Annotated in this window: 11 protein-coding genes; 3 read left to right on the forward strand and 8 right to left on the reverse strand. The window is 74.7% G+C overall.

Annotated elements, in window-relative coordinates; all coding sequences use genetic code 11:
* Positions 1-157 precede the first annotated feature (157 nt).
* Positions 158-1,216, reverse strand: coding sequence for a DNA integrity scanning diadenylate cyclase DisA (gene disA / locus AB0E96_RS10765; RefSeq protein WP_188306273.1), 1,059 nt, complete (start codon positions 1,214-1,216; stop codon positions 158-160).
* A 200-nt stretch (positions 1,217-1,416) separates the two neighbouring features.
* Positions 1,417-2,940, reverse strand: coding sequence for a DNA repair protein RadA (gene radA, locus AB0E96_RS10770; RefSeq protein ID WP_359821153.1), 1,524 nt, complete (start codon positions 2,938-2,940; stop codon positions 1,417-1,419).
* Positions 2,941-3,336: 396 nt separating this feature from the next.
* On the opposite strand from radA, the gene AB0E96_RS10775 reads away from it, so the two are divergent.
* Positions 3,337-5,184 (forward strand): sigma-70 family RNA polymerase sigma factor, encoded by a 1,848-nt coding sequence (locus AB0E96_RS10775; RefSeq protein WP_359821155.1) that lies wholly within the window; start codon positions 3,337-3,339, stop codon positions 5,182-5,184.
* Between the two features lie 644 nt (positions 5,185-5,828).
* On the opposite strand, the gene AB0E96_RS10780 is transcribed toward AB0E96_RS10775, so the two are convergent.
* Positions 5,829-7,163 (reverse strand): DUF1254 domain-containing protein, encoded by a 1,335-nt coding sequence (locus AB0E96_RS10780; protein WP_359821157.1) that lies wholly within the window; start codon positions 7,161-7,163, stop codon positions 5,829-5,831.
* A gap of 198 nt (positions 7,164-7,361) precedes the next feature.
* On the opposite strand from AB0E96_RS10780, the gene AB0E96_RS10785 reads away from it, so the two are divergent.
* Positions 7,362-8,402 carry an NAD-dependent epimerase/dehydratase family protein gene (locus AB0E96_RS10785; protein ID WP_359821160.1) on the forward strand — a complete coding sequence of 347 codons (1,041 nt, stop codon included), beginning with the start codon at positions 7,362-7,364 and terminating at the stop codon, positions 8,400-8,402.
* 212 nt (positions 8,403-8,614) lie between these two features.
* Here the strand turns inward: AB0E96_RS10785 and AB0E96_RS10790 are convergent, their stop codons facing one another.
* The 5 genes from AB0E96_RS10790 to AB0E96_RS10810 all read right to left on the reverse strand — a co-directional run bounded on the left by AB0E96_RS10790 (position 8,615) and on the right by AB0E96_RS10810 (position 14,028).
* The gene (locus AB0E96_RS10790; RefSeq protein WP_359821162.1) at positions 8,615-9,664 is read right to left on the reverse strand and encodes a family 2 encapsulin nanocompartment cargo protein polyprenyl transferase; all 1,050 of its coding nucleotides are present in this window, start codon (positions 9,662-9,664) and stop codon (positions 8,615-8,617) included.
* Between the two features lie 258 nt (positions 9,665-9,922).
* Positions 9,923-11,341: a family 2B encapsulin nanocompartment shell protein gene (locus AB0E96_RS10795; RefSeq protein ID WP_359821164.1), complete on the reverse strand. Its 1,419-nt coding sequence runs from the start codon at positions 11,339-11,341 to the stop codon at positions 9,923-9,925.
* Between the two features lie 408 nt (positions 11,342-11,749).
* Positions 11,750-12,298, reverse strand: coding sequence for a methylated-DNA--[protein]-cysteine S-methyltransferase (locus tag AB0E96_RS10800; RefSeq protein ID WP_359821166.1), 549 nt, complete (start codon positions 12,296-12,298; stop codon positions 11,750-11,752).
* A gap of 113 nt (positions 12,299-12,411) precedes the next feature.
* Entirely contained in the window at positions 12,412-12,645 is a 234-nt protein-coding gene (locus AB0E96_RS10805) for a hypothetical protein (protein ID WP_359821169.1), read from the reverse strand.
* Positions 12,646-12,813: 168 nt separating this feature from the next.
* Positions 12,814-14,028 carry an MFS transporter gene (locus AB0E96_RS10810; RefSeq protein ID WP_359821171.1) on the reverse strand — a complete coding sequence of 405 codons (1,215 nt, stop codon included), beginning with the start codon at positions 14,026-14,028 and terminating at the stop codon, positions 12,814-12,816.
* Positions 14,029-14,295: 267 nt separating this feature from the next.
* On the opposite strand from AB0E96_RS10810, the gene AB0E96_RS10815 reads away from it, so the two are divergent.
* On the forward strand, positions 14,296-15,177 hold the full coding sequence (locus AB0E96_RS10815) for a hypothetical protein (protein ID WP_359821173.1): 882 nt from the start codon (positions 14,296-14,298) through the stop codon (positions 15,175-15,177).
* The last annotated feature ends 548 nt before the right edge of the window (positions 15,178-15,725 follow it).

Below are 15,725 nucleotides of genomic sequence, written 5' to 3' on the forward strand. Positions count from 1 at the left end.
CCGTCGCACGGCCGGGGGCTCCGTCGTGTCCGGGGAACGCCTCCCCGGGGCCGGACGCGGGGCGGGAGCACCGGTCGCGGACGGGCGACGGCCCCCGGGGAGGGGCTCCCCGGGGGCCGTCGCCGTGGCACGGGCGTCCGTACGGCTGCGCGTCCGGTCAGACGTAGCGCTCCAGGATGGACGATTCGGCAAGACGGGACAGGCCCTCGCGGACCGAGCGGGCACGGGTCTCGCCGACGCCCTCGACGGTCTGCAGGTCGTCGATGCTCGCGGCCAGCAGCTTCTGGAGGCCGCCGAAGTGCTCGACCAGGCGCTCTATGACCGTGTTGGGCAGGCGCGGGATCTTCGCCAGCAGGCGGTAGCCGCGCGGTGAGACGGCGGAGTCCAGCGACTCCGGCGAACCCGAGTAGCCGAGCGCCTTGGCGACGGTCTGGAGGTCCAGCAGCTCGGCGTGGGTCAGCGCCTCCAGGTCGGCCAGCACCTCGGTGACCGTCCGGCCCTTCTTGGCGGCCCGCTCCGGGAAGTAGTCCCGGGCGACCAGCTCGCGCTCCGGCTCCACCCCCGCGATCAGCTCGTCCAGCTGGAGCGAGAGCAGGCGGCCGTCGATGCCGAGCTCCAGCACGTAGCCGGCGATCTCGGTGGCGATCAGCCGCACCATCTCCAGGCGCTGGGCCACGGCGGTGACGTCCCGGACCGTCACCAGGTCCTCGATCTCCAGCGCCGAGAGCGTGCCGGCCACCTCGTCCAGGCGCAGCTTGTAGCGCTCCAGGGTGGCCAGCGCCTGGTTGGCACGGGACAGCACGGTGGTGGAGTCCTCCAGCACCCGGCGGGTGCCGTTGACGTACATCGCGATCAGCCGCATCGAGTGCGAGACGGCGACCACCGGGTAGCCGGTCTGCCGGTTGACCCGCTCGGCGGTGCGGTGGCGGGTGCCGGTCTCGTCGGTGGGGATGGTCGAGTCCGGCATCAGGTGCACGCCGGCCCGGACGATCTTGGTGATGTCCTTGTCGAGCACCACCGCGCCGTCGAGCTTGCACAGCTCGCGCAGCCGGGTGGCGCTGAACTCGACGTCCAGGACGAAGCCGCCGGTGCACAGGGACTCGACGGTCTTGTCGAAGCCCAGCACGATCAGACCGCCGGTGTTGGCCCGCAGGACCCGCTCCAGGCCGTCACGAAGCGCGGTACCGGGCGCGATGGCGGTGAGGGAGGCCCGCAGCAGGGCCTCCTCGCGGGAGGCCTTGTCCGCCCCCCGGTCGCTGGCTGCCACGTGACTCCTCCGGTCGACCCGTGCCGCGCGCCTCACGCCGTGCGCCGGTCCGCGGTCTGTTGCTCTGTCGCTCAGTACCGCTCGGTACTGCCTTCTGGCCAATGAGACTGGAGAAAGTCTAACTGTGTGTGGCTTCGGCAGGGCTTGGGTCAGCGCAGTTCGTCGGAGTCGAGCGGCTCCCAGCCGTCCATCAGCTCCTCGGGGTACGCCGCCGGGCGGTCCGCGGCCCGGGCGGAGCGCGGGGCCGGCGGTGCCGACGGGGCCTCACCGCGCGGCTCGGTGCGCGGCTTGGCGGCCGCACGGCGGCGGCCCGGGATCGCCCGCAGGGCCTCGCCGATGTCGGCCACCTCGACCACCTTCATGCCCGCCGGGACCTTGCCCGGGTCCGGCGGGACCAGGGCGTGGGTGAAGCCCAGCCGGTGCGCCTCGGCGAGCCGCCGCTGCACACCCGTCACCCGCCGTACCTCGCCCGCCAGGCCGACCTCGCCGATCGCCACCAGGTTGCTGGGCAGCGGGGTGTCGGTGGAGGAGCTGGCCACCGCCAGCGCCACCGCGAGGTCCGCGGACGGCTCCGTCAGCTTCACCCCGCCGACCGTCGCGGTGTAGATGTCCTGCTTGCCGAGCTTCACCCCGCCGTGCCGCTCGACCACGGCCAGGATCATCGCGATCCGGGGGGACTCCAGGCCCGAGGTCGTACGGCGCGGGGACGGGATCTGCGAATCCACCATCAGCGCCTGCACCTCGGCCACCAGCGGGCGCTTGCCCTCCAGGGTGACGGTGAGGCAGGTGCCCGGAACGGGCTTGTCACGCCTGGTCAGGAAGAGGCCGGACGGATCGGCCAGGCCGACGATGCCCTCGTCGTGCAGCTCGAAGCAGCCGACCTCGTCCGTGGCGCCGTAGCGGTTCTTGACCCCGCGGATGAGCCGCAGCCGGGCGTGCCGGTCCCCCTCGAAGCTCAGCACCACGTCCACCAGGTGCTCCAGCAGGCGCGGGCCGGCGATCTGGCCGTCCTTGGTGACGTGGCCGACCAGCAGCGTCGCCATTCCGCGCTCCTTGGACGCCCGGATCAGCGCGCCCGCCACCTCGCGCACCTGGGCCGGGCCGCCGGGGGCGCCGTCCAGCTCGGCGGAGGCGATGGTCTGCACCGAGTCCAGGATCAGCAGGCCGGGGTTGACCGCCTCGATGTGCCCGAGCACCGCGCCCAGGTCCTGCTCGGCGGCGAGGTAGAGGTGCTCGGAGAGGGCGTCGATCCGGTCCGCGCGCAGCCGGACCTGGCCGGCCGACTCCTCGCCGGTGACGTAGAGCGTGCGGTGCTGCGCGGTGGCCGCCTTCGCGGCGACGTCCAGCAGCAGGGTCGACTTGCCGACGCCGGGCTCGCCGGCCAGCAGCACCACCGCGCCGGGGACCAGACCGCCGCCGAGCACCCGGTCCAGCTCCGGCACGCCCGTCGAGCGGGCCGTCGCGACCTGGCCGTCCACCTGGGCGATCGGACGGGCGGGCGCGCTGACCGGGCCGGCGGCCGTGGTGCGGATCGGCACCGCGCCGTACTCCTCGACCGTGCCCCAGGCGTTGCACTCCGGGCAGCGGCCGACCCACTTGGGCAGCTGGTTGCCGCACTCGGTGCAGCGGTACGCCGGGCGCGGCTTGGCGGTGGTCTTGGAACGCGGAGGCATGCGGCCCACGGTAGCGCCTGGGTACGACAGCGACGGTCCGCCGGCGGGCTCGCCGCGCATCCACACAGATGGGCGATGTTGTTACCCGAAAGAAGTACATACACGGCGAATGGCCGGGATCAGCCGTCCGCGTTCTCTACCGTCGGACGGGTGACGACGAGAACTGTTGGGCCGACCGGGTCGGTCGAGCCGGGCAGGTGGGGTGCACCGGGCCGGGCGGTCAGGTCGGGCTCCGGTGGACAGGGCGGGGCTCGGGCCGGGTCGGCCGGGGCCCGGATCGGACCGGCCGGGTCGGCGGGGACGCAGGCCGGGGCGCAGGCGCGTCCGGCCGGGACGCAGGCCGGGGCGCAGGCCGCGGCACGGGCCGCTGCCGCGCTCGCGGCGTACGACCGGCAGGTGGACGGCCTGTTCACCTACTGCCTCTCGGTGCTGTGCGAGCACGATGCGGCCGCCGACGCCCTGAGCGAGGTCCGCGAGCTGGCACGGCGGCACGGCGCCCGGCTGGCCGAGCCCGGGCTGCTGCGCGCATGGCTGTTCTCGCTGGCCCGGTACTGCTGCCTGCGCCGCCTCGCGGGCGGGAGCGGTGGCGGGAGCGGTGGCGAGGCCGGTGGCGGGACCGGTGCCGAGGCCGGGCGGGCCGACACCGTCGAACCGGACGAGGCCGAGGCGGCCCGGCGGCGGCACGAGCTCTCCTCGCTCGCCTGGCCCGAGGCCGCCGGAACCGACCCGGAGCAGCGCGAGGCACTGGAGCTCTCCGTCCGGCACCGGCTGACCCCGCTGGAGGTGGCGGCGGTTCTGGGCCTGCCGTTCGAACGGACCCGCGCACTGCTGGCCACCGCCGAGGCCGAGGTGGCCCGCACCCGGGCGGCCCTGCTGGTGCTCGGCGTCGGCGGCTGCCCGGAGCTGGACCGGCTCGGCGGGGCCGGGGCGGAGTCCTGGCGGGACTGGGTGCTCGGCCCGGCGCTGCGACGGGAGCTGGTGCGGCACGTGGTGGACTGCCCGACCTGCCGGGGGACGGCGGAGCGGGTGGCCGCGAGCGAGGCGGCGGAGGGTGCGGGAGGTGCCGAGGGCGCGGGGCGTACGGGAGGTGCGGCGGGGCTGTCGGGGCCGACCCTGCTGCGGGCTCCGGCGGGTGCCGCCCGGGCCGCCACGGCCACCGGCCCGGCGTCGGCACCGGCTGCCGGGGCGACAGCTGGTGGGGCGACGGCTGCTGGGGCTACGGCTGATCCCACGGCCGACGGCCCCGGGGCGGCCGTGCGGTGTGTGGTTGCGGCTCGGGTGGCTGCGGCGCGGGCGGTGGAACCGGGGCTGCGGTTCGACCGGACCGGCTTTCCCCGGCACCGGATGCCGGACGCCGGGCGCGGGCTGGCGGTGCGCCGACGGGTGGTGACCACCGGGGTGCTCGCGGCCGTACTGGCGGCGCCGGTGGTCGCGCTCTGGGCCGGGCACCGGGGCGGCACCGGGTCGGGATCGACGGCCGCGGTGTCGGCGGTGCGGGTGGACGCGGCCGGACACCCGGCCGGACAGCGGCCGCGGCCCGCGGTGGACGGATCGGTAGCCCCCGGGTCGTCCGGCATGCCCGGGACGGAGCTGGCGGGGGCCGGGACCGGGGCGATCGCGGGGGGTGGTGGTGCGGGGGGTGCCGGTGCGGCGGGTGCAGAAACGTTGCTTCCCGGTTTTCCGAGGCTCACCTTCCAGGGCGCGGTGATCCCCGTCCCGGCCCACGGCGCCGCCCTCCTCGGCAGCCCGTCCCTGGTCGCCGCACCGGCCCCGTCGGCCGACCAGGCCTCCGCACCGGGCACCGGCGAGCCCGCCCCCGCCGGACTGCTCACCGTCGAGGCCGCCGAGTACGGCAGCCGGACCATCCTCACCCTCACCAACTCCGGCACCACGGAGATCCGCTGGCACGCGGAGACGGACGCGGGCTGGCTCCGGCTCAGCCGCGACGCCGGCACCCTGGCGCCCGGCCAGCGGATCACCGTGATCGTCACCGTGGACGAGGACCAGACGCCGACCACGCACTGGACCGCCCGGATCGCGCTGCCGCCCTCCCAGGCGGTGGTCACCCTGGAGGGCGGACCGCACAACCGCGGTGGATCCGCCACCTCCCCTGCCGACCCGTCGCCGTCGTCGTCGACGCCCTCGTCGACGCCCTCGTCGACACCGTCCGCCACGCCGGCCCCGACCGGTACGCCCGCACCGTCCCCGACCGGCACGACGACGGCCTCCCCGCCGAGCCGGTAGCAACCGGCCCGGCCCAGCCCCTGGCCTCCCGGCGCAGCGGGGGTTGCGGAGGTTGCGGAGGTTGCGCGCCAGAAGTCGGCCCAGCCGACTTCTGGCGCAGGGGAGGGAGCCGAGGCTCCGGCCGAAGCCCCCGGCCGGCTTCTCCCGCAACAGGCCCAGAGGCGCGCCACGTGGACCGACCGATGATTTCCACCCCAAAGCCCAACCGGGGCCACGCACAGAAAGTCGGCCCGGCCGACTTCTCGTGCACAACAGCACACGGCCCCGGCGCTATGTAGACCGGTCGGCATATTTCGTCCGCCAGCCGATCGGGGACACGCACAGAAAGTCGACCTGGCCGACTTCTCGTACGCGGCCGGAGCCAAGGGCGCCGGCCGAAGGCGGCGGGCCCACAGGGGCGGGGAGTCAGCCCCGGCTGACCAGCGAACCCTGGCCAGCCGGGGCCCAAGGCCTCAGTCCCCTGCACGAGAAGTCGAATGGGCCGACTTCTCGTGCAGGGGCGGGCTCCCCCCAGCGCGGGTGGACACACGGCGCGGGGAGGCTCGGACGCGCGCATCAGCAGGCCCCAGAGGGCGCCGTTTCCGGCCGACAAGGCGCGGGAAGTCGGCCCGGCCGACTTCCCGCGCGCGGCGAGGGGCCGGGTGTCAGGTGCGGTGGATCGGGGGGACCTGGTAGGTGCCGTCCAGGACGGCGGGTTCGGGTTGGTAGATGCGGAGGATGGGGCGGAACTCGCCGGGCGGGGTGGGGAGCCAGTTGGCGGCGGCGGTCGGGTCCTCGGGTTGGTCGTGCCGGAGGGTCAGGGTGAGGGAGCCGTCCTCGCCGTGGACCAGGCCGGGGGTGCGGTCGCCGATCGAGTAGCGGTCGATCGGGTTCTCCACCAGGTAGTAGTCCGGGACGGAGTACATCGTGACGGACCAGAACGCCCCGGCCGGGGGCGGCTGTTCGAAGCGCAGGGTGTAGTCGTGGCCGCCCGTGAGCGGCCTGCCGTCGGAGTCGTCGTAGGTCATCGCGTACGAGGCCTCGTAGGCGTGGTTGCCCCAGAGGCCGGCGCGGGCGGCGGCGGCCCGGCTGAGGTAGGCGGCGCGGCGGTCGGGGATGCGCCACTCGGGGTCGTCCAGGGTGCCGGGGCCCAGGTGCTCGGTGTTGTAGTCGAAGAGGTGGAGGGCGCTGCGCCATTCGCCGGGCGGGTGGTCCTCGGGCGGGCGGCTGGCGTCCTCGACCCGTTCGCGGCCCGCGGCCAGGCCCTTGGCCAGCGCCAGCGTCCACTCGGGGGCGGCCGCGCGGTACGGCGAGGCGCCGTCGTCGAGCAGGCCGAGCGGGGCGAAGCGGCGCTGGTACTCGACGTCCGCGGTGGTGGGCGGGAAGGCCTGCATCCAGACCCGTAGCCGTTCGAAGAAGGCCAGCCGCTCGGGGACGTCCGCGTCCGGCTCGGGCAGTCCGGCGACCAGTCCGCCGGGTTCCAGCGGTGCCAGTTCCAGGGCCGCCTGGAGGGCCCGGACCCGGGGCAGGTCGTCCGGGCCCTCGCAGGCGAAGCGGCCGACGAGGGTGCCGACGGTGGTCGGCAGCTCGATCACCCGGTTCGGGTCGGGCGGGGTGCCGTGCCAGCCGGGCGGGACGATCAGCCAGGTCTGCGCGTCGGTGCCGGTGGCCCGGCGGCCGAGGTAGGCGACGTTGTCCGTCCAGGCGTCGATGACCTGCAGCACGTAGTAGGCGCCCGCGGTGTCCGGGACGTGCAGCACCTGGGGGCCCTCGGAGAGGTCGAGCTGGGCGATCGAGTAGATCGTGTCGTTGTTGACCGAGACGAAGCGGTCGGCGGGACCGGCGAGCCGGGTGGCGTGGCTGAGGTGGTTGAACGGTGCGGCCGGCAGGGTGCCCAGGCCGCCCCGGGCGAAGCGCTCGACCATGGTGAGGCCGGCGACCAGCGGGTAGCCGTAGACGTACGCGTCGGCGGCCAGGGCCTCCAGCTCGGGCTGGTTCATCACGGGTCCTTCGTCCGGGGCAGGCACCGGGGCCGGGGTGCGGTCACCGACAGCGGCACGATCGGTACAGATCGGATGCTAGAGGGGGCCGGGCGGGGCGGCACGTCGGATCGGATGCCGGGCGGCACCCGGTGGCAGGAGATCTGCCGACCGCGAATCCGGGCGTACCTGCGGCGTGCCGGGGAGAGGGTCGTCGGTATGAAGATCCTGCTGCTTGGGGGCTCGTCCTTCCTCGGACGGGCCTACGCTGCCGAGGCCCTCGCCCAGGGCCACCGGGTGACCACCTTCAACCGCGGCCGCAGCGCCGCCGATCTACTGGGTGTCGAGGCGGTCCGGGGCGACCGCGACGACGTCGGCGAGCTCGCCCGGCTGGTCGACGGCCGCAGCTGGGACGCGGTCGTCGACACCTCGGCCCAGCAGCCCGCCCAGGCCGCGCTCAGCGCCCGGCTGCTGCGCGGGCGGGCTGGCCACTACACCTTCGTCTCCTCCGTCCACGCCTTCGCCGACTGGCCCGCCCGGGTGATCGACGAGCATTCGGCGCTGCACCCCTGCCCGGCCGACACCCCGCCCGACCAGCCGCCCGGCAACGCCCTGAAGGCCGGCTGCGAGCGTGCCGTGCTGGCGGGGTTCGGCGCCGGGCGCACGCTGGTGCTGAACAGCGGGCTGCTCGTCGGACCGCACGAGTTCGGCGGCCGGCTGCCCTGGTGGCTGGAGCGGATGGCGCGTGGCGAGCGGGTGCTCGCCCCGGGGGATCCGCGGCGCACCATGCAGGTGATCGACGTCCGGGACTTCGCCCGTTTCGGGTTGGACCTGCTGACGGCCGGAACGGCGGGGCGCTTCGTCACCACGGCGCCGCCCGGCCGGCTCCGCTTCGGCGAGTGGCTGGAGACCTGCCGGGAGGTGGCGGGTGCCCCGGGCACCGAGCTGGTCTGGGTCCCGGACGGGCCGCTGCTCGCCGAGGGGCCGGACCAGGTCGGCGGGTGGGCCGAACTCCCCTTCTGGGCACCGGACCTGCCCGAGCTGGCGGGCGCCTGGCTGGCCGACAGCGGCCGGGCGGAGGCGGCCGGACTGCGCTGCCGGCCCTTCGCCGAGACGGCGCGCGACACCTGGGAGTGGCTGCGGGCGCGCGGACCGGCCGGGGACACCGACGCCGAGGGCCGCAAGGGGCGGCCGGGGGCGGTGGTGCGGCAGGGCATCGAACCCGCCAAGGAGCGGCGGCTGTTGGCCGCCCTCGGCTGAGGGCCGGCGCCGGCTCGGGGGCGGTGCCTGCTCACGGGCGACCGTCCCGGCCGGCCGGAGTGAAAGCTCGGGTTGGGACGTCGGAGTGGGAAGTCGGACGGACCGGCCTCCCACTCCGGGACGACAGCGGCGACAGCGGCGGCAGAAGCAACAGCAGAGGCAGCCAGGACGGCCTGGGCGGCCTGGGCGGCAGCCCGGTGCGGGCAGCCCGCTCAGTGCGTGCGGCGGGTGACCAGCTCGGCGAGCGCCAGCAGTTCGTCCGCCGCGGCCGGCTCCGGCACCGCGGCGGCCAGCTGCGCCATCGCCGTGGCCATGCGCTCGCAGGACTCGCCCTGCGCCCAGCCGCGCCCGCCGGCCGCCTCGACGGCCGCCGCACACTGCGCCAACTCATCGGCGCTCAGGGGGCGTTCGATCGCGTACAGTTCGGCCAGCCGTTTGCCCTCGACGGTGCCGGACCCCAACGCCGCGACCACCGGCAGCGACTTCTTCCGGGCGACCAGGTCCGCGCCCACCGGCTTGCCGGTGACCGCTGGGTCCCCCCAGATGCCGATCAGGTCGTCGATCAGCTGGAAGGCCAGCCCGATCTCCCGGCCGAAGCCGTCCAGCGCCTGTGCCGCCTCCTCGGAGGCGCCCCCGTACAGGGCGCCCGTCGCACAGGCTGCGCCGAGCAGCGCGCCGGTCTTGGCCTCCGCCATCGCCAGGCACTCGGGCAGCGAGACGTCGTCGCGCCGCTCGAAGGCGCAGTCGATCTGCTGGCCCTCGCAGAGCTCGACCACGCAGTCGGTGAGCCGGCGGATCGAGCCGTGGGCGGCCTGGTGGGTGTCCTCGGCGAGCAGGCGCAGGGCGAGGGAGTGCATGGCGTCCCCGGCGAGGATGGCCTCGGTGGTGCCGAACACCCGCCAGGCGGTGGGCCGGTGGCGCCGGGTGTCGTCCCGGTCGATGACGTCGTCGTGGAGCAGGGTGAAGTTGTGCACCAGCTCCACCGCGGCGGCCGCGGCGACGGCCTCGCCGGGCTTGCCGCCCAGGGCCTGGGTGGCGGCGAGGACCATGGCCGGCCGGATCGCCTTGCCGGCGGGGGCCTCGACGGGGGTGCCGTCCGCCTCCCACCAGCCGAAGTGGTAACCGGCCACCTTGCGCATGGTGCCGGGCAGCGAGTCGACGGCGGCCCGCAGGACCGGATCGACCAGGGTGCGGGTGCGGGCGAGGATGTCCGCCGCCTCGTGCCCTTCTTTGTGGTCCCGCTCCAGCGTGGGACTCGTCATGGGTGTTTCCCCCTGTCGGGCGCCTGTCGTGGGACGGCCCGCCGACGGCGGACCGGAGTTGCGGTGCCGGGCGCGGCCGCGCGGCGCCCCGGCCGCCTTCGGGCCGGGCCCGTACGCGACGGGGTGCGCCGCCCGCCGGACGCGCCGCCCGCCGGTCGCATCGACCGCCGGACGCGCCGGGCGCCGGACCGCGCCGTCCGCCGTGGCGTTCACGGCCCCGGCGGACGGCGGGGGCCTCACGGCCGGCCCCGCGAACCGTCAGTACTGCGCGATGTCCACGTTCTCCAGGACGCCGACGGCGTCCGGCACCAGGATCGCGGCCGAGTAGTAGGCGCTGACCAGGTAGGAAATGATGGCCTTGTCGTCGATTCCCATGAACCGCACCGAAAGGCTCGGCTGGTATTCGTCCGGAATTCCGGTCTGATGCAGGCCGATGACGCCCTGGTTGTCCTCGCCGATTCGCATCGCGATGATCGAGCTGGTGCTCCCGACGATCGGGATCTTGTTGCACGGGAAGACCGGGACCCCGCGCCAGGAGAGGATCTGCTTGCCGTCGACCTCGACCGTGCCCGGGTTGAGGCCGCGCTTGTTGAGCTCCCGGCCGAAGGCGGCGATCGCCTTGGGGTGGGCCAGGAACATCCTGGTGCTGCGGCGGCGGCTGAGCAGCTCGTCCATGTCGTCCGGGGTGGGCGGGCCGGAGTGGGTCTGGAACCGCTGGTCGTACGCGGCGTTGCTGAGCAGGCCGAACTCCGGGTTGTTGACGAGCTCGTGCTCCTGGCGCTCGCGCAGGGCCTCGATGGTCAGCCGGAGCTGGTGCTCGGTCTGGTTCATCGGCTGGTTGTAGAGGTCGGCGACCCGGGTGTGGACCTTGAGGATGGTCTGCGCGACGCTCAGCTCGTACTCGCGCGGCTTGAGCTCGTAGTCCACGAAGGCGCCGGGCAGCTCGTACTCGCCCTGGTGGCCGGCCGAGAGGCCGATCGCGGCCTCGCCGTGCTTGTTCTGCGCCTGCTGGAAGCCGTTCAGGTACTCGATGATCTGGAGCTGGAGCGCCTCTGAGCGGTCGTGCAGCTCCTGGAAGGCGGCCCAGGACAGCGACAGCACGGTGCCGGAGGTCGAGGCGCGGACGGTGTACGGCCAGTCGCCGCCGTCCTGCCGGACCGCCTCGTCGCCGAGGTGGTCGCCGTCGGCGAGGGTGCCGACGACCGTCTCCTCGCCGTACTTCCCGGTGCCCAGCCGGTCGAGCTTGCCGTGCGCGATCAGGAACACCTCGGTGATCGGCGCCCCGGCCCGGACCAGGATCTCGCCCGGGGCGACCTCCCGCTGCACGAAGCGCGAGGCCAGCTCCTCCAGCAGCGCCTCGTCCTGGAAGCCTCGCAGCACCGGCACCTCGGCCAGCGTCGGCGGGACGATCCGCACCTCGGCCCCAGTCTTGACGAAACTCACCCGGCCGCGGCCGACCGAGTGGCGCAGGCGGCGGTTCACCCGGTAGGTGCCGCCGGACACCTGCACCCAGGGCAGCTTCCTGAGCAGCCAGCGCGGGCTGATGCCCTGCATCTGCGGTGCGCTCTTGGTGGTCGTCGCGAGGTTCCGCGCGCCCGCCGTGCTCAGACTCTGCTGCTGCCGGATCTCCGCCTGCGCACCTGGCGCAGGAATACCGGCATTGGTTTCGGTCGACATGAGGGGAGCCCTTCGCATACCCGATGAAGTGTCGCCTTGCACATGCGTGTTGCAGCTTCATGGTGGGCCCATTCGACGGCGCTCCGCAATCACTCGTTCGAGTGGTTCGGAATGGCCGAACAAATAGTACGAATAGATCACCTGATCGATATTTGTTCGACTATTTATTCGAACATATCGGGGTGTCGCGCCCCATCCTCCCTCATCGAAGCCCCGACCCGCGCCACCCTCCGACGCGATCCGCACGTGGCGCCCCCGCCCTCCGGACCGTTCGAACCGGCCCGCCGACAGCACCGACCCGTCGTCAACTCACTGTCAGGACACGTCGTCCGAGTACACCCGTACGTGTCCGGCCGGACCCCGCCCTCGCCGGGAACGCCCACTTCGCCGGGCGACTGCGCACGACCGCTACAGCGGACCGTTCCAGTCCAGGGTCGGCTCCAGCACGCCCTCCAGGGTGAGCAGCCAGCGCTTCACCTCGATCCCGACCCGGCCGCCACCGAAGCCGCCGATCCCGTCCGCCGCCACCACCCGGTGGCAGGGCACCAACAGGGGAACGGGGTTGGCGGCCATCATCTGCCCGACCGTGCGGGCGGCCAGGCCCGGCTCCGCCACGTCGTCGAACACCCCACTGCGGGCGGCGAGTTCGCCGTAGGTGATGGTCCGGCCGTACGGCACCTCGCGCCAGAGCGTCTGCAGCACGGCGCGGTGCGGGCCGGAGCTCAGGCTCCAGTCGATCGGCAGGCCCAACTCGCGGGTGCGGCCCGCCAGGTAGGCGCCGATCCGCTCGGTGACGGCATTGATCTTCGCTTCGTCGCCGCACGGCGGCGCGTCGGCCTCGTGGGGCCCGGTGTAACCGGCCGACACCACACCGAGCGGGGTCACCGCGACCCTCATCGGCCCGCTGGGCAGCGGCGTGGGCACGGTCAGCCAGGACATCGACCAGGACTGCGGCACGCTCGGGCCCCCACCCTCCGCCGGACCGGCCGCCGGCCACCCCGGCACCCGAGGGGCGTCTCCGCCCCGCGCGCCATCGTACGGCGGGCCGCCGACAGCACGGGCGGCTCCGGTCAGAGCTGCCCCTTCAGCGCGCGGGCGCTCGACGCGCACCAGTGCACCAGTTCGGCGCGGTCCGCGGCGCGGCCCTCGCACAGCACGGCGACCTGTTCGTCGGTGATCCGGTTCGGTCCCGGGATCTCCAGCAGGTACGCCAGGTCCGCCAGGACGGTGGCGAGCCGCTCCGCATCCGCGTGGTCCACGGTGACCGCGGAACCGTGATGGCTGATGGTGAACGAGCCGGGCATGATCGACCTCCTCCGTCGCCCCCGTCCTCCACCGTACGACCGGGTCGGCCGCCCCGCCCGCCGCGGAGGCCTGCGTGCGCGGGAGGGGCAGCCGGTCGCGCTCCGGGGCCGGCCGGGCGCGGAGCGCGGCGGGCCGGGGGTGCGCCCCGAAGCCGTCCGAGGGGTTGGTCAGTCGTCCGGGCCCTCCTCCCAGCGGCGGTCGCGCACCGCCGGTACGGCCAACACTACGGCCCCCGCCACCAGTTGCCAGACCGACCCGACCAGCAGCACAGTGTCCGCGCCGAACCGGCCCGCCAACGGACCGGCCGCCGCCAGCCCGAGCGGGCCGAGGGCGAAGGAACCCAGCACGCCGAAGGCCGTCAGCCGGCCGAGCAGCTCCGCCGGCACCCACTTCTGCGTGGTGGTGGTGTAGAGCGTTCCGCAGACCGCCGAGCCGACCCCGGCCACCACCGCGCCGAAGGCCACCCAGGGCAGCCCCGCCCCGGCCGCGAGCGCCCCGGAGGGCAGCGCCCAGGCCAGCGCCGCCACGGACGCCACCGCCAACGGGCGGGCGGGAACCCGGCCCAGCATCAGCACGCCGCCCAGGACCGCGCCGGCGCCGTAGCCGGCCATCACCAGGCCCCACCCGCGGGCGCCGCCGAGGCCCCGCTGGGCGAGCAGCGGGCCGAGCACCAGGAAGGGGGCCCAGACCAGCAGGTTGAACAGGCCCATCTGCACGGTGGTGATCCACAGCCACGGGCGGGAGGCGAACTCCGACCAGCCGGCCCGCACGTCCCGGATCATCGACTCTTCGCCGGCCGCCCCGGCCCGCACCGGCAGCCGCGTCCGAAGCGCGGCGAGGGCCAGACCGCCGACGCCGTACGTCACCGCGTCGGCCAGCAGCACCGCGGCCGGGCCCCAGGCGGCGGTCACCAGGCCCGCGGTGGCGGGACCGGCCACGGTGGACACCGAACGGGCCAGCCCCAACAGGGCGTTGGCGTCCGCCATCAGCTCCTTGCGGCGCACCAGGTCGGGCACGATCGCGCCGAAGGCCGGCATGAACAGCCCCTCGCCGACGCCCCAGAGCGCCACCAGCGCGACCATCGCCCACACCGGCGCGTGCCCCACCGCCAGCAACCCGGCGAACAGGGCCTGGACCAGCCCGCGCAGCAGGTCCGAGCCCAGCATCACCCGGCGGCTGCCGAGCCGGTCCGCGACCACCCCGCCGACCAGCAGCACCAGCACCACCGGGAGGATCCGGGCCGCCATCACCCACCCCAGGTCGGTGCCGCCGCCACCGCCGTCGAGCACCGCGAAGGCGACCGCGACCGGCGCCATCGAGGAGCCGACGAGGGAGGTGGTGTACCCGGCGAAGAACCAGGTGAAGTCACGCTCGCCGAACACGGCGAGACGGTCTCCCAGACGCCTTCTCCGGGCCGGGATCCGTTCGATTCGCACTGCCATGTGCAGCAAGTCTGCGGCCCGGCGGGGAGCGGATTCAAGGGATCGCGGGAAAAAGATTGAGCCTTTCGGTGTCAATTATCGCGCGACTTGCCGATGCCGCAGTAAATCGACCCAATAATGGTCTCCCACCTGCCTTTTACTGCGAACATTGGCTATGGTTCCGGTGGCTCGGCGTGGGAATTTACTGCGGAAAAGGCGGTCGCGGTCATGACGGAAGCAGAGGCGGAAGCAAAGGCGGGGGCAGAGGCGGGAACGGGGGCGGGGGCGGGGGCTGGGACAGGGGCGGGAACCTCGGCGGGCGTCCCCCCGGTCGAGTACGCCGTCGCCGTCGAGCGCTACCTGGCCGCCTCCGGGCTCGCCGACGGCTCCCGACGGATCTACCGGATCGCCCTGGACACCTGGGCCTGGGCGCTCGCCGACCGCCCCGCACCCACCGGCCCCGAACGGCGGCGGGCCCGGCCGCCCGTCCTGCCGCTCGCGCTGCTCGACCACCCCGACACCGCCCGTCGGCTCCACGCCGCGGCCGCCCGGCGCCGCGCCGACACCGACCCGCGCACCCTCAACCGGGAGCTCTCCACCCTGCGGGCGGCCGTCGCCTGGTGGCGCGCCCGGGGCTGGCTCGACGGCGACCCGACCACCGCCCTGCTCCCCCGCCCGCTCCCCGAACCCGCCGACACCACCGGCCCGTTGACCCCCGACGAACTGCACACCCTCTTCGCCCTGCGCGCGCCGCTGCGCGAACAGGCCCTCTGGCACCTGCTGCACGAGTCCGGCGCCGCGATCGAGACCGTCCTCGCCCTGGACACCGACCACCTCGACCTCCCCCGCCGCCGCACCCGGCCGGGCAGCACCCCGGTGCACTGGCAGTCCGGCACCGCCCGGCTGCTCCCCCTCCTGGCGGCCGGCCGCGCCACCGGCCCGCTCTTCCTCACCGACCGCCGCGCCCCCGCAGGCACCCCCGCCCACGACCGCTGCCCCTACACCGGCCGCGCCCGCCTCTCCTACCGCCGCGCCGCCGAACTCTTCACCGCGCACACCCGGCCGCTCGGCCCCGGCTGGACCCTCCGCCGACTACGAGCGGGGCGGTAACGGCGGACGGTAGCGGCGGACGGGGCCGGCGCGGCGGACGGGCCCGGCGCGGCGGACGGGGCCGACGCGGCGGACGGGGCCGACGCGGCGGACCAGACATCACGAAGGACGCTCCGACACACCGTTACGCAGCCGATGGGCGGCCGTGACACGACCGGCCGAGGACCGCGACACGCCCCTCCTACGGTCGTCAACGACGCCACCGGCCGGACCGGTCGGGCCGGGTCAGCCGGCCCGACCGGCCGAACGGCCGGAGGGCGTCCGCGACGAGGACGCACGCGTCCGGCGCCGACGACGTACGTCCCCGCGACACACCGACACCGACACACCGACACACCGGCACGCCGGGTCCCGCGGACCGCACCGCGGAACGGCGACCACCACGTACCGACCGATGCAGACGATGGAGACACCCCGCATGAGCAGGAGCCTTACCCACCACTCGCCCGCCCGCCGCGTCCTGGCGGCCTGCGCCCTGACCGGCGCCGCGCTGCTCGCCACCGTCACCGGTGGCCAGGCCTGGGCCGACGGCGCGCCCGCGCCGGTCG

Source organism: Kitasatospora sp. NPDC036755, assembly GCF_040636595.1.
Classification (GTDB): domain Bacteria; phylum Actinomycetota; class Actinomycetes; order Streptomycetales; family Streptomycetaceae; genus Kitasatospora.

What these genes read in the sequence shown, in the direction of transcription:
- AB0E96_RS10795 (WP_359821164.1), bottom strand. Translation starts at nt 11,341, where the DNA reads ATGTCGACCGAAACCAATGCCGGTATTCCTGCGCCAGGTGCGCAGGCG.
- AB0E96_RS10785 (WP_359821160.1), top strand. Translation starts at nt 7,362, where the DNA reads ATGAAGATCCTGCTGCTTGGGGGCTCGTCCTTCCTCGGACGGGCCTAC.
- AB0E96_RS10815 (WP_359821173.1), top strand. Translation starts at nt 14,296, where the DNA reads ATGACGGAAGCAGAGGCGGAAGCAAAGGCGGGGGCAGAGGCGGGAACG.
- AB0E96_RS10790 (WP_359821162.1), bottom strand. Translation starts at nt 9,664, where the DNA reads ATGACGAGTCCCACGCTGGAGCGGGACCACAAAGAAGGGCACGAGGCG.
- AB0E96_RS10805 (WP_359821169.1), bottom strand. Translation starts at nt 12,645, where the DNA reads ATGCCCGGCTCGTTCACCATCAGCCATCACGGTTCCGCGGTCACCGTG.
- AB0E96_RS10780 (WP_359821157.1), bottom strand. Translation starts at nt 7,163, where the DNA reads ATGAACCAGCCCGAGCTGGAGGCCCTGGCCGCCGACGCGTACGTCTAC.
- radA (WP_359821153.1), bottom strand. Translation starts at nt 2,940, where the DNA reads ATGCCTCCGCGTTCCAAGACCACCGCCAAGCCGCGCCCGGCGTACCGC.